Source organism: Clostridium drakei (genome assembly GCF_000633595.2).
Lineage (GTDB): Bacteria > Bacillota > Clostridia > Clostridiales > Clostridiaceae > Clostridium_AM > Clostridium_AM drakei.
Map to the genome: position 1 here is coordinate 368,772 of NZ_JIBU02000023.1, position 21,939 is coordinate 390,710.

A 21,939-nucleotide genomic window follows, 5' to 3' on the forward strand; every position below is an offset into this window, starting at 1 on the left:
TGTTACACTAATCTCTTTTCTTTATAAGCATATCATCTTTCTTTAATTCCACCGATGTTGTAATTGTAAATATCATTTGAGCTGAAGGTGCTACTTCTATTTTTTCACCTTTTCTATTTTTCATGTCACTTAAGCATATTTGAAAGCTATCTCCCTCTGATCTAAAAACCTCTACTGTATCTCGTTCAAATACTCTATTCCTTTGTTCTATAGTAGCAACACCTGTAGATTTATCATAATCTCTAACTATTCCAACAATATCATATTCTCTTATGTAATTAGAAGATTCCTGTGCCTGTTTATTAGCATCTCCAAAATAGAAGCCTGTATAATATACTCTATGGCTTGCCTTTGTAAGATCATCCATCCACTTTTTCTGGAATTTATATTCTTTAGGGTTTTCAAAATATGCATCTATTGCCTGTCTATAAGCCTTAACTATACTAGCAACATAATAAGGACTTTTCATTCTTCCTTCAATTTTAAAAGAATTTATACCTGCCTGAGCGAGCTCTGGTATATATTCTATCATGCACAAGTCTTTTGAATTTAATATGTATGTTCCTCTTTCATCTTCAAGTATAGGAAAATATTCATTAGGTCTCTTTTCTTCCATTAAATAATACTTATATCTGCATGGTTGAGCACATTGCCCTCTATTAGAATCTCTTCCTGTCATATAATTTGAAATAACACATCTACCCGAATAAGACATACACATAGATCCATGCACAAAAGCCTCTATCTCACAATCTTCTGGCAGTTTATTTCTTATTTCCTTAATCTCAGTTAAAGACATCTCCCTAGCTAAAACAATTCTCTTTACTCCTTGTTTATGCCAAAACTGTGCAGACTTCCAGTTAACATTGTTTGCTTGCGTACTTAAATGAAGTTCTAAATCCGGTACCGTTTCTCTAGCAGTCATAATAATTCCTGGATCTGATACAAGTATAGCGTCTACCTTTAGGTCATATAACTTTTTTAAGTATTCTTCCAATCCAATTAAATCCTCATTATGTGGAAAAACATTTATAGTAACAAATACTCTTTTTCCTCTTTCATGAGCATATTCTAATGCTTCTTTTAATTCATCATCTGTAAAATTATCTGCGAAAGCTCTTAAATTAAGTTTACTACCGCCAAGATAAACAGCATCTGCTCCAAAATTTATAGCCGTCTTTAACTTTTCCAAATTCCCTGCAGGTGCTAATAACTCAGGTTTTTTCAAATCAATCCCTCCTTGTTGTAACTGCAATTCCATCTCCCATAGGTATAACTGAAGTTATAAAGCTTTTATTATCAGATACAAGTTTTAAATATTCTCTCATTCTTTTAACTATAGTTATCTTTCTTCTTTCCACTAAATCATCAGAAGCAACCATTCCTCTAAATAATGCATTATCTGCTATTATTATTCCGTCCTTGCTTAACAATCTCATACATTCAGGAAGGAAGTGATTATAATGGCCTTTACCTGCATCCATAAATATCAAATCATATTTATCATTTAATTGCTTTAATACTTCCAGACAGTCACCCTGGATTATTTTAATCTTATCTGTAAATCCATACTTTTCAATATTTCTTTGGGCGGCTGCTATCATTTTTTCATCTCTTTCAATAGTTGTTATTTCACTATTGCCTTTAGAACTTATATTCATAAGGATAGATGAATATCCTATAGCAGTACCAAGCTCTAATATCTTTAAAGGCTTTTTAATATTTATCATAAGCTCCAAAAACCTAGCAACCTCTTTATGTACTATAGGAACATTATTTTCATGAGCATAATCCTCTAATTCTTTTAGAGGTTCATTATGCTCTTCTATAAGAGATCTTATATATTGCTCCATATAATCATATGTAATACCCTTCATTATTTCCTCCAAAATATTTAATCAAGATCAATTATTTCTTATATATATGCATATAAAATTTTCCAGAAGCATATCCTTTAAAAAGATGATACTTCTGGTTCCATTCATACACTGATTATCGCTTCATTACATATATGATCTAATAAAATATTCTTTTATTATACTTTAATTTATTTTTTTCTTGAAGCTCTTTTTCTAGTATCAGAATCTAGTATTTTCTTTCTCATTCTGATATTTTTAGGTGTAATTTCTACAAGTTCATCAGAACTTATAAATTCAAGACTTTGCTCTAAACTCATTTGAGTTACTGGTACTAATTTTAAAGAATCATCAGCACCTGATGATCTAGTATTAGACAAATGTTTCTTCTTACATACATTAACTTCTATATCCTCTGATCTTGAACATTGTCCTGCTATCATTCCAGCATATACATCTGTAGCTGGTTCTATAAATAACGTTCCTCTTTCTTGTGCATTGAACAATCCATAAGCAATAGATGCACCTGTTTCAAATACAACTAATGATCCTCTAGTTCTTTCAGGAATTTCTCCTTTATATGGTTCATATCCATCTAATACATGGTTCATAATACCATTACCTTTTGTATCAGTCATAAATTCATTTCTAAATCCTATAAGTCCTCTTGCAGGAATTTTAAATTCAAGTCTTGTGTATCCATTAATAGCAGATGTCATGTTTACCATCTCACCTTTTCTAGGTCCTAACTTTTCCATAACAACTCCCATAAATTCTTCTGGTACATCTATTGTAAGGTATTCAATAGGTTCACACTTTTTACCATTTTCTTCTTTAAATATAACCGATGGCTTAGAAACTTGGAATTCATATCCTTCTCTTCTCATAGTTTCAATTAAAACTGAAAGATGAAGTTCTCCTCTTCCGCTTACTTTAAAGCAATCGGCACTTTCTGTTTCCTCTACTCTTAAAGATACATTAGTTTCTAATTCTTTCATAAGTCTATCTCTTAAATGTCTTGATGTAACAAATTCCCCTTCTCGTCCTGCGAATGGTGAGTCATTAACCATAAAGTTCATACTTAATGTAGGTTCATCTATCTCAACAAAAGGAAGAGCCTCTGGATTAGCACTATCTGCTATAGTTTCCCCTATATTTATATCTGGAATACCAGCAACTGCTACTATATCACCAAGTTTAGCTTCCTCAGTTTCTTCTCTTTTAAGTCCATTATACTCATAAAGACTAGAAATTTTTACATTATCTATTTTTCCATCTGTTCTTACTAACGCTACTTGCTGATTCTTTTTTATACTTCCTCTTTGTATTTTACCTATACCAATTTTACCTACATATTCATTATAATCTATAGTTGTAACTAACATTTGAAGCGGCATGTCCAGATGACCTTGTGGCGCTGGAACATTTTTCACTATAACATCAAACATTGGATCCATATTATCTGATTCATCTTCTAATTCTTTTTTTGCGAATCCAGCTCTAGCTGAACAATAAACTACTGGAAAATCTAGTTGTTCATCACTTGCACCAAGCTCTACAAATAAATCAAATACTTCATCTAAAACTTCTGCTGGTCTTCCATCTGGTCTATCTATTTTATTTATAACTACTATAGGTCTTAGATCAAGCTCCAAAGCCTTTTTCAATACAAACTTAGTTTGAGGCATTGGTCCTTCATAAGAATCTACTACAAGTAAAACACTATCTACCATTTTAAGTACACGTTCAACTTCTCCTCCAAAATCAGCATGTCCTGGAGTATCTACTATATTTATTTTTATTCCATCATGCATAACTGCTGTATTTTTTGAAAGTATAGTAATACCTCTTTCTTTTTCAAGATCATTTGAATCCATTACTCTTTCTTGAACTTTTTCGTTTTCTCTAAACACATGGCTTTGCTTAAGAAGTGCATCTACTAGTGTTGTCTTACCATGGTCAACGTGTGCGATTATTGCCACATTCCTTATATCGTTTCTTGTAAATAATTCCATTATTATTCCTCCAATTTTTTTGTTTAAATCACTAAATATAACCTTATATCCTAATAAGCACTCAAAAAAATTGGATACTTATAAAGTACCCAATTATGCTTACCCTATCTATTTTAGTATCATAACTTTAAAAAGTCAACTTTTGAAGTATTTTATTTATTCATTCCAAAGGTAAAATCTATACCTATTGCATCATTTAAAATTTTTAAAACATCATTCCATACAACGCTAAATCTTTGCTCTGCCTGAATGTAATTGCTTACAGAAGGATTAGAAGATATAACTGGTCCTAAATTTTTAAGTTTCCCTGTTATTTCATCAGATACTTTTCCATTCTGCATTTGTTGTGAGTAAGCTTCTATCTGTAATTTTCTAAAATCATCCAGCATCTTTTTGTTATTATAATCTTCTTCGATACCTTTGCTTGCTTCTCTAAGTTTAATAACTTCTGGACAATTTTCCAACTCTTTTGCAAATTCGTGAGCCTTATCATAGATATTCATAAATAAACTCCTCCTTATTTATAATTGAAACTTTAACTTAAAATCCAAACAAGCGCCTAATAAAATTTAAATCCATAATCATATTTCCATAATTATAGGAAGTATCATTGGCTTTCTTCTTGTTCTTTCATAAAGGAACACTCTAAGAACTTCCTTTATATTTGATTTTATGCTTGCCCACTCAGTTATATGTTTTTCTTCACATTTTTTCAAGGCATCTTTAACCAGCTCTCTTGCTTCTTCCATTAAATCTTCAGATTCCCTTACATAAACAAATCCTCTTGAAATAATATCTGGTCCGGCAATTACGCTTCCACTTTCTTTTTCAATAGTAACTACTACTGTAAGTATACCATCCTGTGAAAGATGTTTTCTATCTCTCAATACTATATTTCCAACATCACCTACACCTAAGCCATCTACAAATACCTGACCAGAAATAACAGTTCCATTTTTTCTAATAGAATCTCTTGTTACTTCTATTACATCACCATTATCAGCAATTACAACATTACTTGATGGAAGTCCTAATTTAACAGCCAACTCTGCATGCTGTTTTAAATGTCTGTATTCACCATGTACAGGCATAAAAAATTTAGGTTTTACAAGCGTATGCATAAGTTTTAATTCCTCTTGACATGCATGGCCAGAAACATGAACATCTGCCAACGCCTCGTAAATTACATCTGCTCCTTTTTTAAATAACTGATTTATAACTTTTGAAATTAATTTTTCATTTCCTGGTATAGCACTAGCAGATATAATAACTCTATCTCCTGGTATTATATTTACTTTTTTGTGTTCTGAAGATGCCATTCTTGAAAGTGCTGACATAGGTTCTCCTTGACTTCCTGTTGTAATGATAGTTATTCTATTATTAGGATATTTATTTATACTATCAATATTAATAAATACATCTTTATTAGCATCTATATATCCTAATTCCATTGCAACTTCCATTATATTTTCCATACTTCTCCCAGAAACAGCAACCTTTCTATTATACTTTATTGATTCTGTAATTATTTGCTGTATTCTGTGAATATTGGAAGCAAATGTTGCCACAATTATTCTTCCTTTGGCATTAGTGAAAATTCTGCCAAATGTTTCTCCTACAGTACTTTCAGACATAGTATATCCTGGCCTCTCCACATTAGTACTATCTGCCAGCATAACTAGTACCCCTCTTTTACCTAATTCTGCAAATCTTGCTAAATCAGCTACACATCCATCAATAGGTGTGTAATCAATTTTAAAATCTCCTGTGTGTAAAATAACTCCGATAGGCGTATGGATTGCAATAGCCACTGAATCTGCAATACTATGACTAGTTCTTATAAATTCCACAGATACATTGTCTAATTTAACTATATCTTTTGGTTTTACACATTTTAACTCTACTACACTTAACAAATTGTGTTCCTTTAATTTTGTTTGAATGATACCCAATGTTAATTTTGTTCCATATACAGGTACATTCATTTCTTTTAATACATATGGTAACGCTCCAATATGGTCTTCATGTCCATGAGTTAAAAATATCCCCTTAACCTTATCTATATTTTTTTGTAGATATGTTATATCCGGTATTACCAAATCTATTCCTAACATTTCATCGTCTGGAAAGCTTAATCCACAGTCGATTACTACTATGTCATTTTTGTACTCTATTGCTGTAAGGTTCTTTCCTATTTCATTTAATCCACCTAATGGAATGATCTTTATTTTCTCTTTTTCCTTTCGCAAAAAAATCTTCCCTCCTTTTTTATAATTTTTAAAATATTTTATCCAATAGCTATCCTAATAATACTACTTAATGATAAAAGTAATAAAAAACGACTGCTATGGGCTGGATAAATTCAGCTAAAATTTAGATGGTATAAATATACTATCTAAATTAAGTTTCATTTTTACATTTGCTACATATTCCATAAAATTTCAGACTATGATTAGTAATCTTAAAATTATATTTTTCTTCAATTTCATGTTCTAAATCATCCAATAAATCGTGCTGAACTTCAATAACACTTCCACAATTAGTGCATATCAAATGATGGTGTTGATGATTTTCCTCTTCATGAATTAGCTCATATCTGCTACACCCATCATTAAGTTCTAATTTACATATAACACCTAATTCTTCTAATAATTGAACTGTTCTATATACTGTAGCCAATCCTATTTCTGGACAATCTTTCTTTACTAAATCATACAGTTCTTCTGTTGTAAGATGGCTACCTTCATTCTTTATTATTATATCTATAATAGCTCTTCTCTGAGGGGTAAACTTGTAGCCTTTTTCCTTTAAGTTATTTTTAAGTTTTTCTGTTTCTTCAGGTGAAAGCTTTGACATTATATAACCCCATTTCAATAATTATTTTCAAACCATAGTTTAATACGTATTTAATTGATTGTCAATTGAAAATAAATTAATTCGTTAAAATTAATTTTTACTAACCTTGTATAAAATTATAAAAGCTATGAATATCATAGCTTTTGCATTAAACATTAATTAAGTTGATCTTCACTGAATAAAGTCTCATAAGCTTCTTCTACCATTGCAAATTCATCTTCATCTTCAACAGTAGTTAATACCTCATTGCCTTCTTCATCTACATCTATTCTTAATGCTATCGCTTCATCTATCTCTTCTTTATCTTTTGGAACAACTATTATGTATTCTTTATCCTCTATATCCATTTTAGTAACTACATCAAACTCTACTTCTTTGCCATCCTCATCATTTAGAATTATAGTTGTTACATCATTTTCCATGGTTTTTCACCTCGTTCACTTGTTTATTTATTTGAAATACTATCTAAATATCCTTGAAGTATATATATTGCAGCCATCTTATCAACTATTTTTTTTCTCTTATTTCTAGATAAGTCTGCTTCTAACATAGCTCTATGTGCTGCTACAGTTGTTAATCTTTCATCCCACATTTTAATTGGAAGTCCTATTTTTTCTTTTATCACTTCGCAAAATTTTAATACTTTTTCACTTTGCGGTCCCAAAGTTCCATTCATATTTTTAGGAAGTCCTGACACAATAGTTTCCACACTATATTCATCACAAATACTTTTAAGCTGTTTTATGTCTTCATCCTTATTTTTTCTTCTTATAGTAGTTATACCCTGTGCTGTAATTCCAAGGGGATCACTTACGGCAACACCAATAGTTCTATCTCCTACATCTAATCCTAGTATTCTCATTTTAATTCTCCTAATTTCACTATTCTTATTGTACAATTTATTATTATTAAAATCAAATTTTATCAAAATTGTAACATATACAATTATATTTCAGTTTTATTCATCAGTATAATTTGTTCCAAATGGGTTAAAAACCCATTTGGAACAGATTTTATTTTATTCCTAAATATGCTTTTAATACTTCTTCTAATATTTCATCTCTTTCTAACTTTCTAACTAAGGATCTAGCTCCATTGTAATTTGTAATGTATGTAGGATCCCCTGAAATTAAATAACCAACTAATTGATTTACAGGGTTATATCCCTTTTTAATTAGAGAATCATAGACTTCAGTCAATATTTCTTTAGTCAAATCTTCTTTATCTTTAGGAATATTAAACTGAATAGTATTATCGTTACCCATTTATATCACCCCGCTAGTAATTCTACTAATTCTATTATAGACTATATTCGTGAAAATGTATACTATTTAACTAAATTTTCCAATATTGATGCACAATTCCCTATGGCATCTTCCACTTTTTCAGGAAGCTTTCCACCAGCTTGAGCCATGTCAGGTCTTCCACCTCCACCGCCACCAGCTATAGCTGCTACTTCCTTTATAATTTTTCCACAGTGAACTCCTTTTGCAATTGCTTCTCTAGTAGTCATAGATACAAACTGAACTTTCCCTTCTACTACACTTCCAAGAACAACTACACATTCTCCACCTTTATTCCTGATCTTATCTGCTAATTCTCTAAGTGCATTTCCATCTACATCTTTTAGTACACCAGTAAAAAGCTTAATTCCTTTTACTTCCTGGCATCCATTTAATATTTCATCTTCTGCACTTCCTGCAAGTTTAGATTTTAATTCTGCAATTTCTTTATCTTTTTCTTTAAGTTCAAGAGCTTGTAAATCTAGTTTATGAATTATCTCTTTTTCAGAACATCTTAGCTTATTGCTAATTTCCTTAATAAGATCATTTTTAGCTTCTACATATGCAATTGCTTTAGGTCCAGTAACTGCTTCTATTCTTCTTATTCCTGCAGCCACACCGGCTTCAGATATTATTTTAAATAAACCAATTTCTCCTGAATTTGATACATGAGTTCCTCCACATAATTCCTTACTAAAATCTCCTACTGAAACCACTCTAACTTCATCTTTATATTTGTTATCAAACAAAGCAATAGCTCCAGTTTCTTTTGCTTCTTTCAAACTCATGACTTGTGTTTCCACATTTAGTACTTTTACTACTTCATCATTAACTAAGGCTTCAACTCTTTTTAATTCTTCATGACTTGGTGCTTCAAAATGATTAAAATCAAATCTTAATCTTTCAGCATCTACGTAAGAACCTGATTGATGAACATGATCTCCTAGAACTTTTCTCAATGCTTCATTTAATAAATGTGTTGCAGTATGATTTCTTCTTATATTGTTTCTTCTATCTTCATTTACATTTAAAGTTACTTCATGATCTACACTTATAGTTCCACTTAATATGTTTACAAAATGAAGTATTTTTCCTGCTACATTTTTCTTACAATCCACAACCTCTGCCTTAAATGAATCTGTAGATATTATACCATGATCACCTATTTGCCCTCCCATTTCTGAATAAAAAGGAGTATTTTCTGTAACTATTACACCCTTATCTCCTTCTATCATAGTTGAAACAAATTCTTCGTTCTTAATTAAAATTTTAACCTTTGAAATAGTGTGTAAAGTATTATATCCATTAAATTTGGTTTCTATTTCTAAAGGTATTTTATTTAGTATAGTATCTTCTGCTCCCATATAGTTAGTTTGTTCTCTTGCGGCTCTAGCTCTTTCCCTTTGATTTTGCATTTCCCTATTAAAACTTTCTAAATCAACTTTCATATCTTTTTCTTCAAGTATTTCTTCAGTAAGCTCTATTGGAAATCCATAAGTATCATATAGCTTAAATGCTTTTTCTCCTGATAAAACAGTTTCATTGTTAATTTTTAAACTTTCTATAAATTCATTTAAAATTTGCATACCACTATCTATAGTTTCATCAAATCTTTCTTCTTCTAATTTTATAACTTTTTTAATATAATCTCTTTTTTCTGCAAGTTCAGCATAATTTCCACAAGAATTATCTATAACTATATCTGTTAGTTTATATAAAAATGCATTATTTATTCCTAAAGATTTTCCATGCTTAGCAGCTCTTCTAAGCAACCTTCTAAGAACATATCCTCTACCTTCATTTGAAGGCAATATTCCATCACTAATCATAAAACTAACGCTTCTAACATGGTCTGTTATTACTCTCATAGATATATCGTTTTTTTCATCTTTTCCATATTGAATTTTTGCTATTTTACTAACTTCATCTAGTATAGCTCTTATTGTATCAACTTCAAAAATGCTATTTGTTCCCTGCATAATTGTAGCTATTCTTTCAAGCCCCATACCTGTATCTATATTAGGATTTTTTAATTTATTATAATTTCCACTTTCATCCTTATCAAACTGTGTAAATACAAGATTCCAGAATTCAACTACCCTATCTTCATCTGCTGCTTTTAAAAATTCTTCTACTGTATTTATTTTTCCATTTCCTCTATCAAAGTGAATTTCAGAACATGGTCCACAAGGTCCTACCCCATGCTCCCAAAAATTATCCTCTTTTCCTAATCTAAATATTCTTGATGGATCTACATCCGTCTTTTTAACCCATATATCATTAGCCTCATCATCATCTAAATAAATGGTTACATATAATTTATCTTTAGGAAGCTTCAATACTTCCGTAGTAAATTCCCACGCCCATGGAATAGCTTCTTCCTTAAAATAGTCACCAAAAGAGAAATTACCTAACATTTCAAAAAATGTACCATGTCTTGATGTTTTCCCTACATTTTCAATGTCACCTGTTCTTATACATTTTTGACAAGTTGTAACTCTTGTATTAGGAGGCACTTGCAGTCCTGTAAAATATGGCTTTAAAGGTGCCATTCCTGCATTTATAAGCAATAAACTTTTATCATTTTTAGGAACAAGTGAAAAGCTCGGTAATCTCAAATGTTCTTTACTTTCAAAGAATTTTAAATACATTTCTCTAAGCTCATTTAAACCTATCTTTTTCATAAATTATCTCTCCTTTTTTCTTAATGTTTTGTAACAAAAAAACTTCCATCCCAAAAGGGACGAAAGCTGTTTCCGTGGTACCACCCTAATTACACAGCTAAAGATGTTTTAATTTACAAATACATAAAAATTAAAACCTAAGTTCAATAATCACTTTTTAAAATAAAGCTGTGTCTCTTTAAAGCTTATGACTCCTGGACTGCTTCAATATATACTACAAGAAGTTTTCACCTTCCACTTCTTCTCTTTATATAGAAATATAAATACTCCTTCCAATCATTGCCTTCATATCTAATTATGATACAAATTATAATTAAAAATAATCTATATGTCAACAGTATTAGTTTTGAAGCTTCAAATTTCCACATAAATTATAACTGCATTTATTTTACTTAAAATAAGTAGTAATTCAAATCCTCATAAATTACCTTTATCATAACTCCTACTGGAATAGCAAGTATCATTCCTAGAAAACCGGCAATCTTTCCACCTACTATAAGTAATATTATAACCATAAGTGGATGCATGCTTACACTATCTCCTGTAATTTTAGGCGATAATATATTGCCTTCTATTTGTTGTAATAAATATAACCATATCAATACCCACATAGCTTTTTGGGGTGATTTAATCAGTGCTATAAAAATTGCAGGTGCAGCCCCAAAAACCGGTCCAAAATATGGTATTATATTAAAGAATGCATTTAGTATAGATAAAATTATAGGGAAATCTATATGCAAAAATATTAAAATTGCAAAAGTAACAATTCCAATAAATACGCATAAAAGCAGCTGACTAACTATATATCTTCCTAATACTTTATCTATATCCTTGCTTATTTTTTTTACCATATTCCTACTCTTAATCGGAAAAAAATTCAATAATTTATTTGATATGTTATCTCCATCAGCTAAAAAATAATAAGATATTATAGGTATAACTGCAATAGACACTATATTTTGACCTATATCTAATGCTGAATCAAATATTTTTGAAAATAAACCAATTAATTGATTATTTATCTTTATGGATATATTATTCATTATTGCATAAATGGTTTTATTATTACTCATAGGCTTTAACTTTAAATATAAATTATCTACAATTTTTTGTATTCTATCTATTGTATAGCTTATATTCAAACTTTCTTTAAAAGCAGATGGTATAATTAACAAAAAAATTGTCATTGTAATTAATATTAAAATACATATGAGGCTTATTGCTGCAAATTTTTTTCTTATTCCATTTTGCTCCATATATTTATTCATTGGCCTTAAAGTATATGCAATTATAAAAGAAATGAACAATAAATATATTACTTCTCTAATAGCAGAAATTCTTAAACACAAAATTATCATTAAAAATATAATAATGAAAGTCAATATGTACTTATATAATTTTTTAACTTTTCTCATCTGAATCATCTTCCGCAAATAATTTATGTGGTAAACTACAAAAACTTAGATTTTCACTTCTTCCATTAAACAACAAACTTTCTTCTCCTATTAAAATATCCTTAATCAGTATTATTTTCTTACCAGATAAAAAATTACTTACAAAACCCATAGATACTACTAATGAACTTATTTTGAAAGACATTTTATCAAATATTATATCTTCTACCATACCCAATATATTGCCTTTTTCATCCCTCACATCCATATCCTTAATACTTTTAAATTGCAAAAAATCTCCTGAGGTTGTTTTTGTAATAACCATTACTGAATTAAAACTAACTACATCTTCTATAAGTACATTTAAAGTTTTTTTCAATAGTCCATATGGAGCAATGCTAAATCCTATTATCTTTTTAATATAGAAATCTACAAGCAAATCATTTATGAATCCTAGTTTCTTCCCATTTACATTTATAACATCCATAAGCGTAAAATCTTTTGATCTATACAAGTTTCATCACCCCTATTTATAATTAAGTTATAAAACTTGAATAACTTCCTTTGCTGTATTTTGTGCAATGTCAAAAAAAATATAACCTCAAAAATAAGGTTATATTTTTATAAATTATATTTTAATTTCCGTGCACATGTTCATGAATAGTTTCTGAATGTGTCTTCATTGCCCAAGGTTCTAATCCTTGAGATTCTCTGTAATTATTTATAGCTTTATGAATAGCTTCTTCTGCAAGAACTGAGCAGTGCATTTTTACTGGTGGAAGTCCATCTAAAGCTTCAGCTACTGCTCGATTAGTTAACTCCCAAGCTTCTTCAACCTTTTTTCCTTTTATAAGCTCTGTAGCCATACTTGAAGATGCTATAGCTGATCCACATCCGAAAGTTTTAAATTTTACATCTTCAATTATATCATTTTCAACTTTAATATATATTTTCATTATATCTCCACATTGTGGATTTCCAACTTCTCCAATACCATTAGCATCTGGAATTTCTCCTACATTTCTAGGATTTCTAAAGTGATCCATAACTTTTTCACTGTACATCATATCTATCTACCTTCTTTCTTTGCATTTTCTGCTTTTATAAAATCTTCCCAAAGTGGTGACATTTCTCTTCTTCTTTCAACTATTTTAGGTATTACTTCTAGTGCATAATCTACTTCCTCTTCAGTAGTTCCTGCTCCTAAGCTTAATCTTAATGAACCATGAGCTACTTCATGTTTTAAGCCTAGTGCTAAAAGTACATGAGATGGATCTAATGATCCTGATGCACAGGCACTTCCTGTAGAAGCAAATATACCTGCATCATTTAAATCTAATAATAAAGTTTCTCCTTCTATTCCAATAAAACTTATATTAACATTTCCAGGCATTCTCTTTTCACCTATTGGTCCATTTACCTTAACATAAGGAACTTTTTCAACAAGACCATTTAAAAGTTTATCTCTAAGCTTAGTTAATCTCTTAGCTTCTGGTTCTAATTCTTCTACAGCAATTTCTATTGCTTTACCAAGACCTACTATTCCAGGTACATTTTCAGTAGTAGCTCTCTTTCCTCTTTCTTGTGCTCCACCGTGAATTAAATTTTCTATTTTAGTTCCTTTTCTTAAATACAATGCACCTTCACCTTTAGGTCCATAGAACTTATGTCCAGCTAAAGACAATGCAGTTATATTCATAGCTTGCACATCTATCTTCACATGTCCTATAGCTTGCACTGCATCAGTATGGAAATATATATTATGTTCTTTACATATCTTTCCTATTTCTTCTATAGGTTGAATGGAACCTACTTCATTATTGGCAAACATTACCGAAACAAGTATAGTTTTATCTGTAATTGCTTTCTTTAAATCTTCTATTCTTATAAGCCCGTACTCATCTACTGGTAAATAAGTTACATCAAAACCACTTTTCTCCAAAAACTTACCTGTATGTAATATGGCATGATGTTCTATTTTGGTAGTTATTATATGATTTCCCTTATTTTTATTTGCAAATGCTATACCTTTTAATATCCAGTTATCACTTTCAGAACCTCCTGCAGTAAAGAATATTTCATCCTTAGAAGCATTTAGTGCTTTAGCTACTCTTTCTCTTGCTTTATCTATAGCCTTTCTAGGAGCATCTGACATTGAATACAATGAGGATGGATTTCCAAAGTATTCTGTAAAATATGGAAGCATCTCCTTTAGTACCTCAGGCTTTGTGTAAGTAGTAGCTGAATAATCCATATAAACACTTTTATTCATTAATATTATCCCCTTTCTCCTTGTTAATTTTCATTTTTTTATAATCTTCTACCATATCTTCAAGAGTGGTAGCTTTCATAACGCCATTTATACTTTCCTTTATCCTTGACCATAAAAGTCTAGTAGCACAACAATCCATGTTCCCACAAGAATTATTATTATTCTCTTCTAAACATTTAGATATTTCTACTGGTCCCTCTAGCACTTCCATTATTTCAAATACAGTTATATCTTTTGGATTTCTTTCCAATACATAACCACCCTGGGCTCCCCTTATACTTTTTATTAGCTTAGATTTTCTAAGAGGTGAAAATAATTGCTCTAAGTAATATTCAGAAATATTCTGTCTTTCTGCTATACTTTTTATGGATGATGGTCCTTCACCATAGTGAACAGCCAAATCAACCATAGCTTTTACTCCATATTGTCCTTTAGTTGATAGCTTCACTTAACCACTTCCTTTAATGTTGAGTATTTTACTATGCTTTATGAATATATATTATCAAACCAGAGTAAAGTTGTCAACAATAAAATTTACTTTATTTTTGCCATTCCACAAGCATATCTTTCATAGTATCTTTACCATATGTGGGGTCTGGCTTTTCTACTTTTATATTTGATAATCTTTTTACTTCACCATATGAATTTTTTAACGATAAGCGCTCCCCCTTTCCTGTAATTACCCATAATGTCTTATAATTTACAGGCGTACAAGTAAGCTCTTTTTCTCCAACTCCATCTGTGAAATATATAAGCAGATGATTTCTCATTCTATGATTATAAATATATTGGAACACTGGAGAATATGAAGTACCGCCTCTAGTATCTATCTTTTTTCTTATATCTCTTTTACTTTTCACCTTATATACTCTTCTTATTTCATTGTCACATTCTATGATAGTTATTTCTGAAGGATAGCTTTTTAAGATATTAAAAACTTCTGTCATTATTTGATCTATTTCCCCATCTGTTATACTACCACTTATGTCTAGTGCTATAATTATTTGAGCTATATGGTTATTAAGTTTTCCTCTTAAATCCAATCTATATGGCTGCCTTCTATCTTTTCTTGTAATAGTTTTCTTATGCCCCGATGGCAACGTTCCCATAATCTTTTTTAAATAATCCTTCCATGATATTTCAGGCGTCTTATTTAAATCATCAATTATTTGTTGAATCTCACTAGGAATTTTTCCCTTGCTAGCATTATTAGCTACCTTTTTTGTAAGATCTTTTAATTGTTCTAAATTGAGATCGTCCTCGGAATACCACCATAAATCATGAGCATGAGCACTATCATGCTCTTTTTTTATTAATTTACTATTTTTATCATTTATATTTTCAATAATTTTTTTGCCTTTATTTGCTTTTAGCTTATCTATACCCTTTTGAATTTCTTTAACATACCATTCCATATTTTCATTTGGCTTTAAATCTATATTGTAAGTAAGACTTACATTAACTAAATTATCAGACCAAGCTGGAAGATTATATATGTATTGATTAATTGATACATCCATAGCTTTGCTTATAGCTGTAGAACTATATTTTCCTCTTATAAATTTAGCCCTTTTAAGATGATTATTCATAATATGATATATTTCATGTTTTATTAGTGCCTTCATCTCTTCAATAGAACATTGTAAAAAAATATAAGGATTAAAGTATATATTAAAATGTGTTAATGACGCCGTATTACCTACTGCTGTAGGTAAATCAACTTTTATCTCTCTCTTCATTTGAACTGTAAAAAGAGCAAAAAAATTATCTTTTTCCTGCATCATAGAAAATGTACAAAGTTCTAGTAATTTAAAAAAGTTTTGTTTAAATTCCTTTGTTAAATTAGGTTTGTTATCCCACTGAATTACTTCATTTAATAGTTTAATTCTTAAATCCTCAAACTTATTATTTTCCTCCATTCAAATCACCCTTTTTTATTCAAATTGTTATGCATTTATCATTTCATATATATCAAAGTATCCTTCTACAAAAGATGGTTCTTCTAAAAATTCCTTGTATAAACTGTCTTCATAATTCCATTTTATTTCTTGCATTATACTCATCTTTAAATCTGCAGGATAGCATTGCAATAATTCTGATAACAGCCTAATTTCCCTTTTCTCATGATCTTTATTATTTAGATAATTCAATGCATTTTTAGCAATAAGATATAGCCTAGAATGACTTTCACTTTCTATTCTTTCTTTCAACTCATCACCTATATTCTCATCTATAAATATATTTTCTGGCTTTATTAGAGGATTTTTATTATTTTCTAAATAATTATAAAAATCTTGAGCAATGCTTGCACCTAAATTTCCCTTTACAGCATTATAAAATATTCTAGAAGGTATTTTATTTTTATTATTTAAATATACTCTATAAGCTTTAGATACTCTTTCCCAGCTTCTTGGAGTAGCTTTTATATATTCTTTTGAATTTGGTGTACTCAAATAATCTGGAAAGTTTGCTATAAACTCCAACACTTCTTCATGTATATTGGTTTGTCCACTTTTATCACTCTTCTCCATTCCCCACTGAAGCCACGATCTAGCATCTGCTTCCATTTCAATCCAAACGAATCTATCCTCTTGTGCAGGGTCCATATCTACAACTTGATAATCTGTATTTGCAAAGTTATCATATTTATTAGAAGGATTCATAGCAGCTATAACTTTTACATTATCATGCAGCTTATACCCATTTATTTCTCTATTTAATATTATATTCATAAGCTCTTGCTGTACACTATGTTCACATCTATTTAATTCATCAATAAACAACAATATTTTTTTATTTGGATCCTTCTTCAAAACATTGTATATTTCTAAAAGTTTTGTATGCACCGCATACACAGTCTTTTTTCTTGTTTCTATATTACCATTTTCATTTACCTTATATTCTTCAACTGTAGGTAAACCTCCAATTTCACCCTCCTTAAGCATATTACCATCTATACCTATACTATAATAATTATGTATTTGTGCTAAACTTTTAACCAATGCTGTTTTTCCTATACCACTTTCTCCTATAATCAAAGGTACCGAATCACTTTTAATAACTAATTCTACTGTTAATAGTGCATCCATAAAATTCATTTTTATTTCTCCTTTTTCTTCATTGAAATTTTTACATCATACTTAAATTTGCAACATCAAAAGTAACATTTTAGCTAAAAATTATTTGATATTGAGAGTTTATAATCTAAAAACACAGCTTTAGACTTCATACTACCATATTTATATATAAATTTGACCTTATCAATTTTTAAAGTATTATCTTTCATAAAGTCTATAATATAATCTTTATTAACATTTTCTTTTTTTATCTTATTTTTAATAATTTCTTCTATATCAATTTGAGAAATTTTATTCTCCACATATTTTAGAACCTTAATATTATCTTCAATGAAATTCTTCCACGCTTTTTCCGTTATATTTTCAACAAACATTATAGCCTCTTCATTTTTAGATACAGCTATTCTTTGAACCTTCATAGATGGTTCTTTTATGTATTTTATGGCCTTCCACTCCATTTCAACTGCTCTAATCTTTACTTTTTCTGTTGGTTGCTCTATATACTTAATAGAATCCCAATCTTTTTCCACTGCCATAATTTGAATTTCTTCAGGTGGATTTTTATAAAATTGAATGGCCCATCCTTTTTGTTTTATAGCATTAACCAAAATTTCTTTAGATGGATTTTTAATATATTTAAGTGCATTCCAAGCTTGTTTGACTACAAGACTACACATTTCCTCCGTTGGTTTCTCTATATATTCAATAGCCCACTTATTTGAATTTAAAGCTTCATATTGAACTTTAACTGTAGGATTTGATATATATTTTAAAAGCATACCATCCTTTTTCACAGTTATCATCTGCATTTCCTCTGTAGGATTATCAATAGACTTTATATAATATGGATTATTTATAAGTATTTTTAAAATATCTTCTTTTTCATTATTCATGTAACCTCTCCCCTATCTTAATATATTAGCAAAGTAAAAATAATCATTGTCTTAGATTTAAACTTTAAAAATTCAACAATCATATTTCCTTATTTTCTTTTATTCTATCCCAATATGCCTTACTGATCTGCTCCATTTTGTTGTTACCAAAGCTATAATATTGTTTCATTTTTACGTTATCTGGAAGATATTGTTGCTCTATATAACTATTTTTATAATTGTGAGGGTATTTATAATTTTGCATTCTTCCTAATACTTTTGCACCTTCATAATGCCCATCTTTAAGGTATAAAGGTATTTCTCCAACATCCAATGTTTCTAAATCTTTAAGTGCAGAGTCAATAGCTAAAATTGCTGAATTAGATTTAGGTGATGTAGCTAAAAGTATAACAGCTTCAGCAAGTGGTATTCTAGCTTCGGGGAATCCCAATTGTAATGCTGCATCAATACAAGATTTTACTATAGATATAGCTTGAGGATAAGCCAGCCCCACATCCTCTGAGGCAATAACTAAAAGTCTTCTGCATATTGAAGGCAAGTCTCCTGCTTTTATAAGCATTCCAAGATATAATATCGCTGCATTTGCATCACTACCTCTTATAGATTTTTGAAATGCACTTAAAATATCATAATGACTATCTCCATCTCTATCATAATTTAATATCTTTTTCTGTGAAAACTTTTCTATAGAATTTATTGTAATGTGAATCTTATCTTCTTTCATAGAATTAGAATATAATATTAACTCTAATATATTTAAGGCTCTTCTCAAATCACCTTCACATAGTTCTCCCATATAATCTAATGCTGTTTCATCATAACTTATAGCTTTTCCAGGTAGATCATCTTTGATAAGTTCTAATGCTCTTTTTAATCCCTGTACTATATCTTCCTTAGTAAGCTTCTTAAATTCCAGAACTATAGATCTACTTAGAATAGCTTTAAATATATAAAAATACGGATTTTCAGTAGTACTACCTATTAATGTTATTTGTCCATTTTCAATAAACTCTAATAAACTTTGTTGAATTCTTTTAGTAAAATGATGAATTTCATCTATATAAAGAATTACACCGTTATATCCCATTATAGTATTCAGATCCTTTATAATCTCCTTAATGTCTTTTAGTGAATCTGTAGTAGCATTTAATTTGTAAAACTTTTTTCCTGTAGCAGAAGCTATTATATTGGCTACAGTAGTTTTTCCTGTACCTGGAGGTCCATAAAAAATCATGTTCATTAGATGCCCTGAACTTATCATATCTTGAAGTATTTTTCCTTCTCCTAATAAATGCTTCTGTCCTATTACTTCCCCTAAATTTTTAGGTCTTATTTTATTGGCTAAAGGATTCATATATGTGTCTCTCCTCTATTTCTTATTGTTTTTTAACATAAATTTATCAACTGCAAAATCTATTATTCTCTCACCAGTTTTAGTGAGCTTTTTACTCTGGTTAAGAATCATATGCGATGTGCCTTTTATACCTGAAACCAACATATTTTTTTTATAATTTTCTCCAAACTCCCTTATTTGTCTTCTTGTAGCCCCTAACTTTACAGCCTGATTAATAGACCTTTCATAAGTCCATTTATTCTTATCTACATTATCTTCTATTGCTCCCCCTACAAATTCCACAGTCAAATCAATGGTACTTCCAACCATGTCCCAAGGTGCCTTTATTCCATTTATAATGAAAAAAGTTTTTTTATGAAATTTTATGGTTTCTGCTAAATTAAGCCAAGCATAAATATTCTCTGGACTCTTTTTCACTAATTCTTTTGCCTTTTCAATATCAGATACTCCTGAAACTAAATCATCTATCGCTGTTGCTATTGGAAGTTCTTCAAATTCTTTTTTTACCTTTTGAATAGTATTTAAATCCTTAATTTCTTCTTTTCTTTTTATTTTTGAAACTTCAACTTGTTTTTTTAACTCATCTGCTGCTTTTTTTCTTCTTTCACTTTCATTTATCTTTTCCTCTTTTATTTTTTTCTGTATATTTTCTTTCCTTATTTTCAAATGAGCTCCTTCTTTATCGTCTATATTTTCAAGTTTCTTATCTAAAGTTTTAATATTTATTTCCAAATAACTACATTTTATTTTTTCTTTGGTAGAACTTACTACAATATTGCTTATTTTTAACACTTTCTTTATAAGGCTCATAGTATCACTCCTTGTATAAATAATAATATTATCATTTATTTTTAACAAGTAATTGATATAAAATAAAATATCAAGAACTATTTAGCTCTTGATACTTATAATAATTTTATTCACCCTTATAACAATTTACAATTTCTCCATAATATATAGTATGATAGTTCTCACCATTATAAATTTTCTTCTCTGTATCTTTATCCATAGAATCAGAACTTATAGTATTTTTATATAAAACTTTACATTCATATTGCATTGCCTTACATTTTATAATCGGAGTAAAAGTACTTTTACCTTCTTGTATTTGTAAATTACACTGTTTAAATTTATCTATATCCCTTCCTGATTTTGAACCACAAACAGCTAATGCTTCTTTCATAGCGTCGTTTAGCGGAATTGTTATAGTAAATTCTCCTGACTTCTCTATAAGTTCTCGAGTATATCTTGACTCCCTAATCATTACTGTAAACACTGGTTTCTTCCACATAAATCCAATGCTTCCCCAGCTTATAGTCATAGTATTCAACTTATCTTCACTTTTACAAGTTAAAAATGCTCCACCTTTATGTAAACATTCCATAGCTCGATCTAAATCATTTGTAAAATCCATAGTTTGTTCCTCCTTATATTAATTTATTGATCTTTTTCATACTCTTTCTTTCTATTTTTAAAATATACTATTTTTAAATCACATAATGTAGCAATATCTTTTGCTACATTAAAATTACTTCCAATAGATAGTGCATTATGCGCATCTGAACCAGTAGTTATATTTTGTCCACCAAGCTCTCTAAATCTTTTATAAATAGGTATTATGTTTTTTACTGCATTTTCATCATTAAGTCTTCTGGTATTGAGTTCCATGCATTTGTCTGTATTTATCAAAACTTTTAATATTTCATCAATAATATCTGAGTATTCCTCATAATATATTTCCTTATCTTCATATTTAGCATACCTTGAAATATAATCTATATGTCCCATGCTATCTATAAAATCATAGGTCTTTATAGATTCTAACATGGCAATAAAATACTTTTTATATGCTTCTCTTTTATTTTTTTCTTTATAATATTCTTCATAATAAATATCTAAATTATTCACTAAATGTACAGATCCTATTATGTAATCAAAAGGATTATTTTTTGCAACCTTCTTACTTTCTTGAACACAATCTTCCTTCATTCCAATTTCAACACCAAGTAGAAGGTCATCCCCTCTATATTTATCATACTCTTCAAAATATTGTGCTACATCAAAGCAAAATAGTCCTTCCTTAGGAAATTTCAAATCCATATGCTCAGTTATTATCATAGATACATTTTTGTTTTTGGCAGATTTTATAGCATCTTCTAGTTCCATTTTTGAATCTGAAGAAAACTTTGTGTGTATATGAGTATCAAACATTTTAAATACCTCCTAACAGTATAAAAACATAACTTAAATAGACA

Annotated in this window: 22 protein-coding genes; all 22 read right to left on the reverse strand. The window is 29.4% G+C overall.

All coding sequences use genetic code 11. The annotated features are described in order from the left end of the window. Positions 1 to 7 precede the first annotated feature (7 nt). Positions 8 to 1,228, reverse strand: a complete 1,221-nt coding sequence (locus EG57_RS0213570) for a peptidase U32 family protein (protein ID WP_032077724.1) — start codon at positions 1,226 to 1,228, stop codon at positions 8 to 10. A gap of 1 nt (position 1,229) precedes the next feature. Continuing rightward, complete coding sequence (locus EG57_RS0213575; RefSeq protein ID WP_032077725.1) at positions 1,230 to 1,877, reverse strand: O-methyltransferase; 648 nt, start codon at positions 1,875 to 1,877, stop codon at positions 1,230 to 1,232. A gap of 170 nt (positions 1,878 to 2,047) precedes the next feature. Then, positions 2,048 to 3,871: a translational GTPase TypA gene (typA, locus tag EG57_RS0213580; protein WP_032077726.1), complete on the reverse strand. Its 1,824-nt coding sequence runs from the start codon at positions 3,869 to 3,871 to the stop codon at positions 2,048 to 2,050. A gap of 152 nt (positions 3,872 to 4,023) precedes the next feature. Further along, positions 4,024 to 4,374, reverse strand: a complete 351-nt coding sequence (locus EG57_RS0213585) for a YlbF/YmcA family competence regulator (RefSeq protein WP_032077727.1) — start codon at positions 4,372 to 4,374, stop codon at positions 4,024 to 4,026. 78 nt (positions 4,375 to 4,452) lie between these two features. After that, on the reverse strand, positions 4,453 to 6,120 hold the full coding sequence (locus EG57_RS0213590; protein ID WP_032077728.1) for a ribonuclease J: 1,668 nt from the start codon (positions 6,118 to 6,120) through the stop codon (positions 4,453 to 4,455). A 151-nt stretch (positions 6,121 to 6,271) separates the two neighbouring features. Next, positions 6,272 to 6,727: a Fur family transcriptional regulator gene (locus EG57_RS0213595; protein WP_007063584.1), complete on the reverse strand. Its 456-nt coding sequence runs from the start codon at positions 6,725 to 6,727 to the stop codon at positions 6,272 to 6,274. 155 nt (positions 6,728 to 6,882) lie between these two features. Continuing rightward, on the reverse strand, positions 6,883 to 7,149 hold the full coding sequence (locus tag EG57_RS0213600; RefSeq protein ID WP_032077729.1) for a DUF1292 domain-containing protein: 267 nt from the start codon (positions 7,147 to 7,149) through the stop codon (positions 6,883 to 6,885). Between the two features lie 23 nt (positions 7,150 to 7,172). After that, the gene (gene ruvX / locus EG57_RS0213605) at positions 7,173 to 7,589 is read right to left on the reverse strand and encodes a Holliday junction resolvase RuvX (protein ID WP_032077730.1); all 417 of its coding nucleotides are present in this window, start codon (positions 7,587 to 7,589) and stop codon (positions 7,173 to 7,175) included. Positions 7,590 to 7,740: 151 nt separating this feature from the next. Next, the gene (locus EG57_RS0213610; RefSeq protein WP_007063587.1) at positions 7,741 to 7,992 is read right to left on the reverse strand and encodes an IreB family regulatory phosphoprotein; all 252 of its coding nucleotides are present in this window, start codon (positions 7,990 to 7,992) and stop codon (positions 7,741 to 7,743) included. Positions 7,993 to 8,054: 62 nt separating this feature from the next. After that, positions 8,055 to 10,694 carry an alanine--tRNA ligase gene (gene alaS / locus EG57_RS0213615; protein ID WP_032077731.1) on the reverse strand — a complete coding sequence of 880 codons (2,640 nt, stop codon included), beginning with the start codon at positions 10,692 to 10,694 and terminating at the stop codon, positions 8,055 to 8,057. Between the two features lie 392 nt (positions 10,695 to 11,086). Then, positions 11,087 to 12,109 (reverse strand): AI-2E family transporter, encoded by a 1,023-nt coding sequence (locus tag EG57_RS0213620; protein WP_032077732.1) that lies wholly within the window; start codon positions 12,107 to 12,109, stop codon positions 11,087 to 11,089. Beyond that, entirely contained in the window at positions 12,096 to 12,602 is a 507-nt protein-coding gene (locus EG57_RS0213625; RefSeq protein ID WP_032077733.1) for a PRC-barrel domain-containing protein, read from the reverse strand. The genes EG57_RS0213620 and EG57_RS0213625 overlap by 14 nt, the downstream gene beginning before the upstream one ends. 121 nt (positions 12,603 to 12,723) lie before the next feature. Further along, complete coding sequence (nifU, locus tag EG57_RS0213630) at positions 12,724 to 13,152, reverse strand: Fe-S cluster assembly scaffold protein NifU (RefSeq protein ID WP_108849543.1); 429 nt, start codon at positions 13,150 to 13,152, stop codon at positions 12,724 to 12,726. A gap of 5 nt (positions 13,153 to 13,157) precedes the next feature. Beyond that, entirely contained in the window at positions 13,158 to 14,360 is a 1,203-nt protein-coding gene (nifS, locus tag EG57_RS0213635; RefSeq protein ID WP_032077735.1) for a cysteine desulfurase NifS, read from the reverse strand. Beyond that, entirely contained in the window at positions 14,353 to 14,808 is a 456-nt protein-coding gene (locus tag EG57_RS0213640; protein ID WP_032077736.1) for an RrF2 family transcriptional regulator, read from the reverse strand. The genes nifS and EG57_RS0213640 overlap by 8 nt, the downstream gene beginning before the upstream one ends. 91 nt (positions 14,809 to 14,899) lie before the next feature. Next, complete coding sequence (locus tag EG57_RS0213645) at positions 14,900 to 16,279, reverse strand: vWA domain-containing protein (RefSeq protein WP_032077737.1); 1,380 nt, start codon at positions 16,277 to 16,279, stop codon at positions 14,900 to 14,902. A gap of 27 nt (positions 16,280 to 16,306) precedes the next feature. After that, the gene (locus EG57_RS0213650; protein ID WP_032077738.1) at positions 16,307 to 17,458 is read right to left on the reverse strand and encodes an ATP-binding protein; all 1,152 of its coding nucleotides are present in this window, start codon (positions 17,456 to 17,458) and stop codon (positions 16,307 to 16,309) included. 74 nt (positions 17,459 to 17,532) lie between these two features. Continuing rightward, positions 17,533 to 18,330 carry a hypothetical protein gene (locus tag EG57_RS0213655; RefSeq protein ID WP_032077739.1) on the reverse strand — a complete coding sequence of 266 codons (798 nt, stop codon included), beginning with the start codon at positions 18,328 to 18,330 and terminating at the stop codon, positions 17,533 to 17,535. 79 nt (positions 18,331 to 18,409) lie between these two features. Further along, positions 18,410 to 19,684 carry a replication-associated recombination protein A gene (locus tag EG57_RS0213660; protein WP_032077740.1) on the reverse strand — a complete coding sequence of 425 codons (1,275 nt, stop codon included), beginning with the start codon at positions 19,682 to 19,684 and terminating at the stop codon, positions 18,410 to 18,412. Positions 19,685 to 19,699: 15 nt separating this feature from the next. After that, the gene (locus tag EG57_RS0213665; protein ID WP_032077741.1) at positions 19,700 to 20,494 is read right to left on the reverse strand and encodes a hypothetical protein; all 795 of its coding nucleotides are present in this window, start codon (positions 20,492 to 20,494) and stop codon (positions 19,700 to 19,702) included. Between the two features lie 106 nt (positions 20,495 to 20,600). After that, positions 20,601 to 21,098, reverse strand: coding sequence for a flavin reductase family protein (locus EG57_RS0213670; RefSeq protein ID WP_032077742.1), 498 nt, complete (start codon positions 21,096 to 21,098; stop codon positions 20,601 to 20,603). 23 nt (positions 21,099 to 21,121) lie between these two features. After that, entirely contained in the window at positions 21,122 to 21,895 is a 774-nt protein-coding gene (locus tag EG57_RS0213675; RefSeq protein ID WP_032077743.1) for a histidinol phosphate phosphatase, read from the reverse strand. Positions 21,896 to 21,939: the final 44 nt, after the last annotated feature.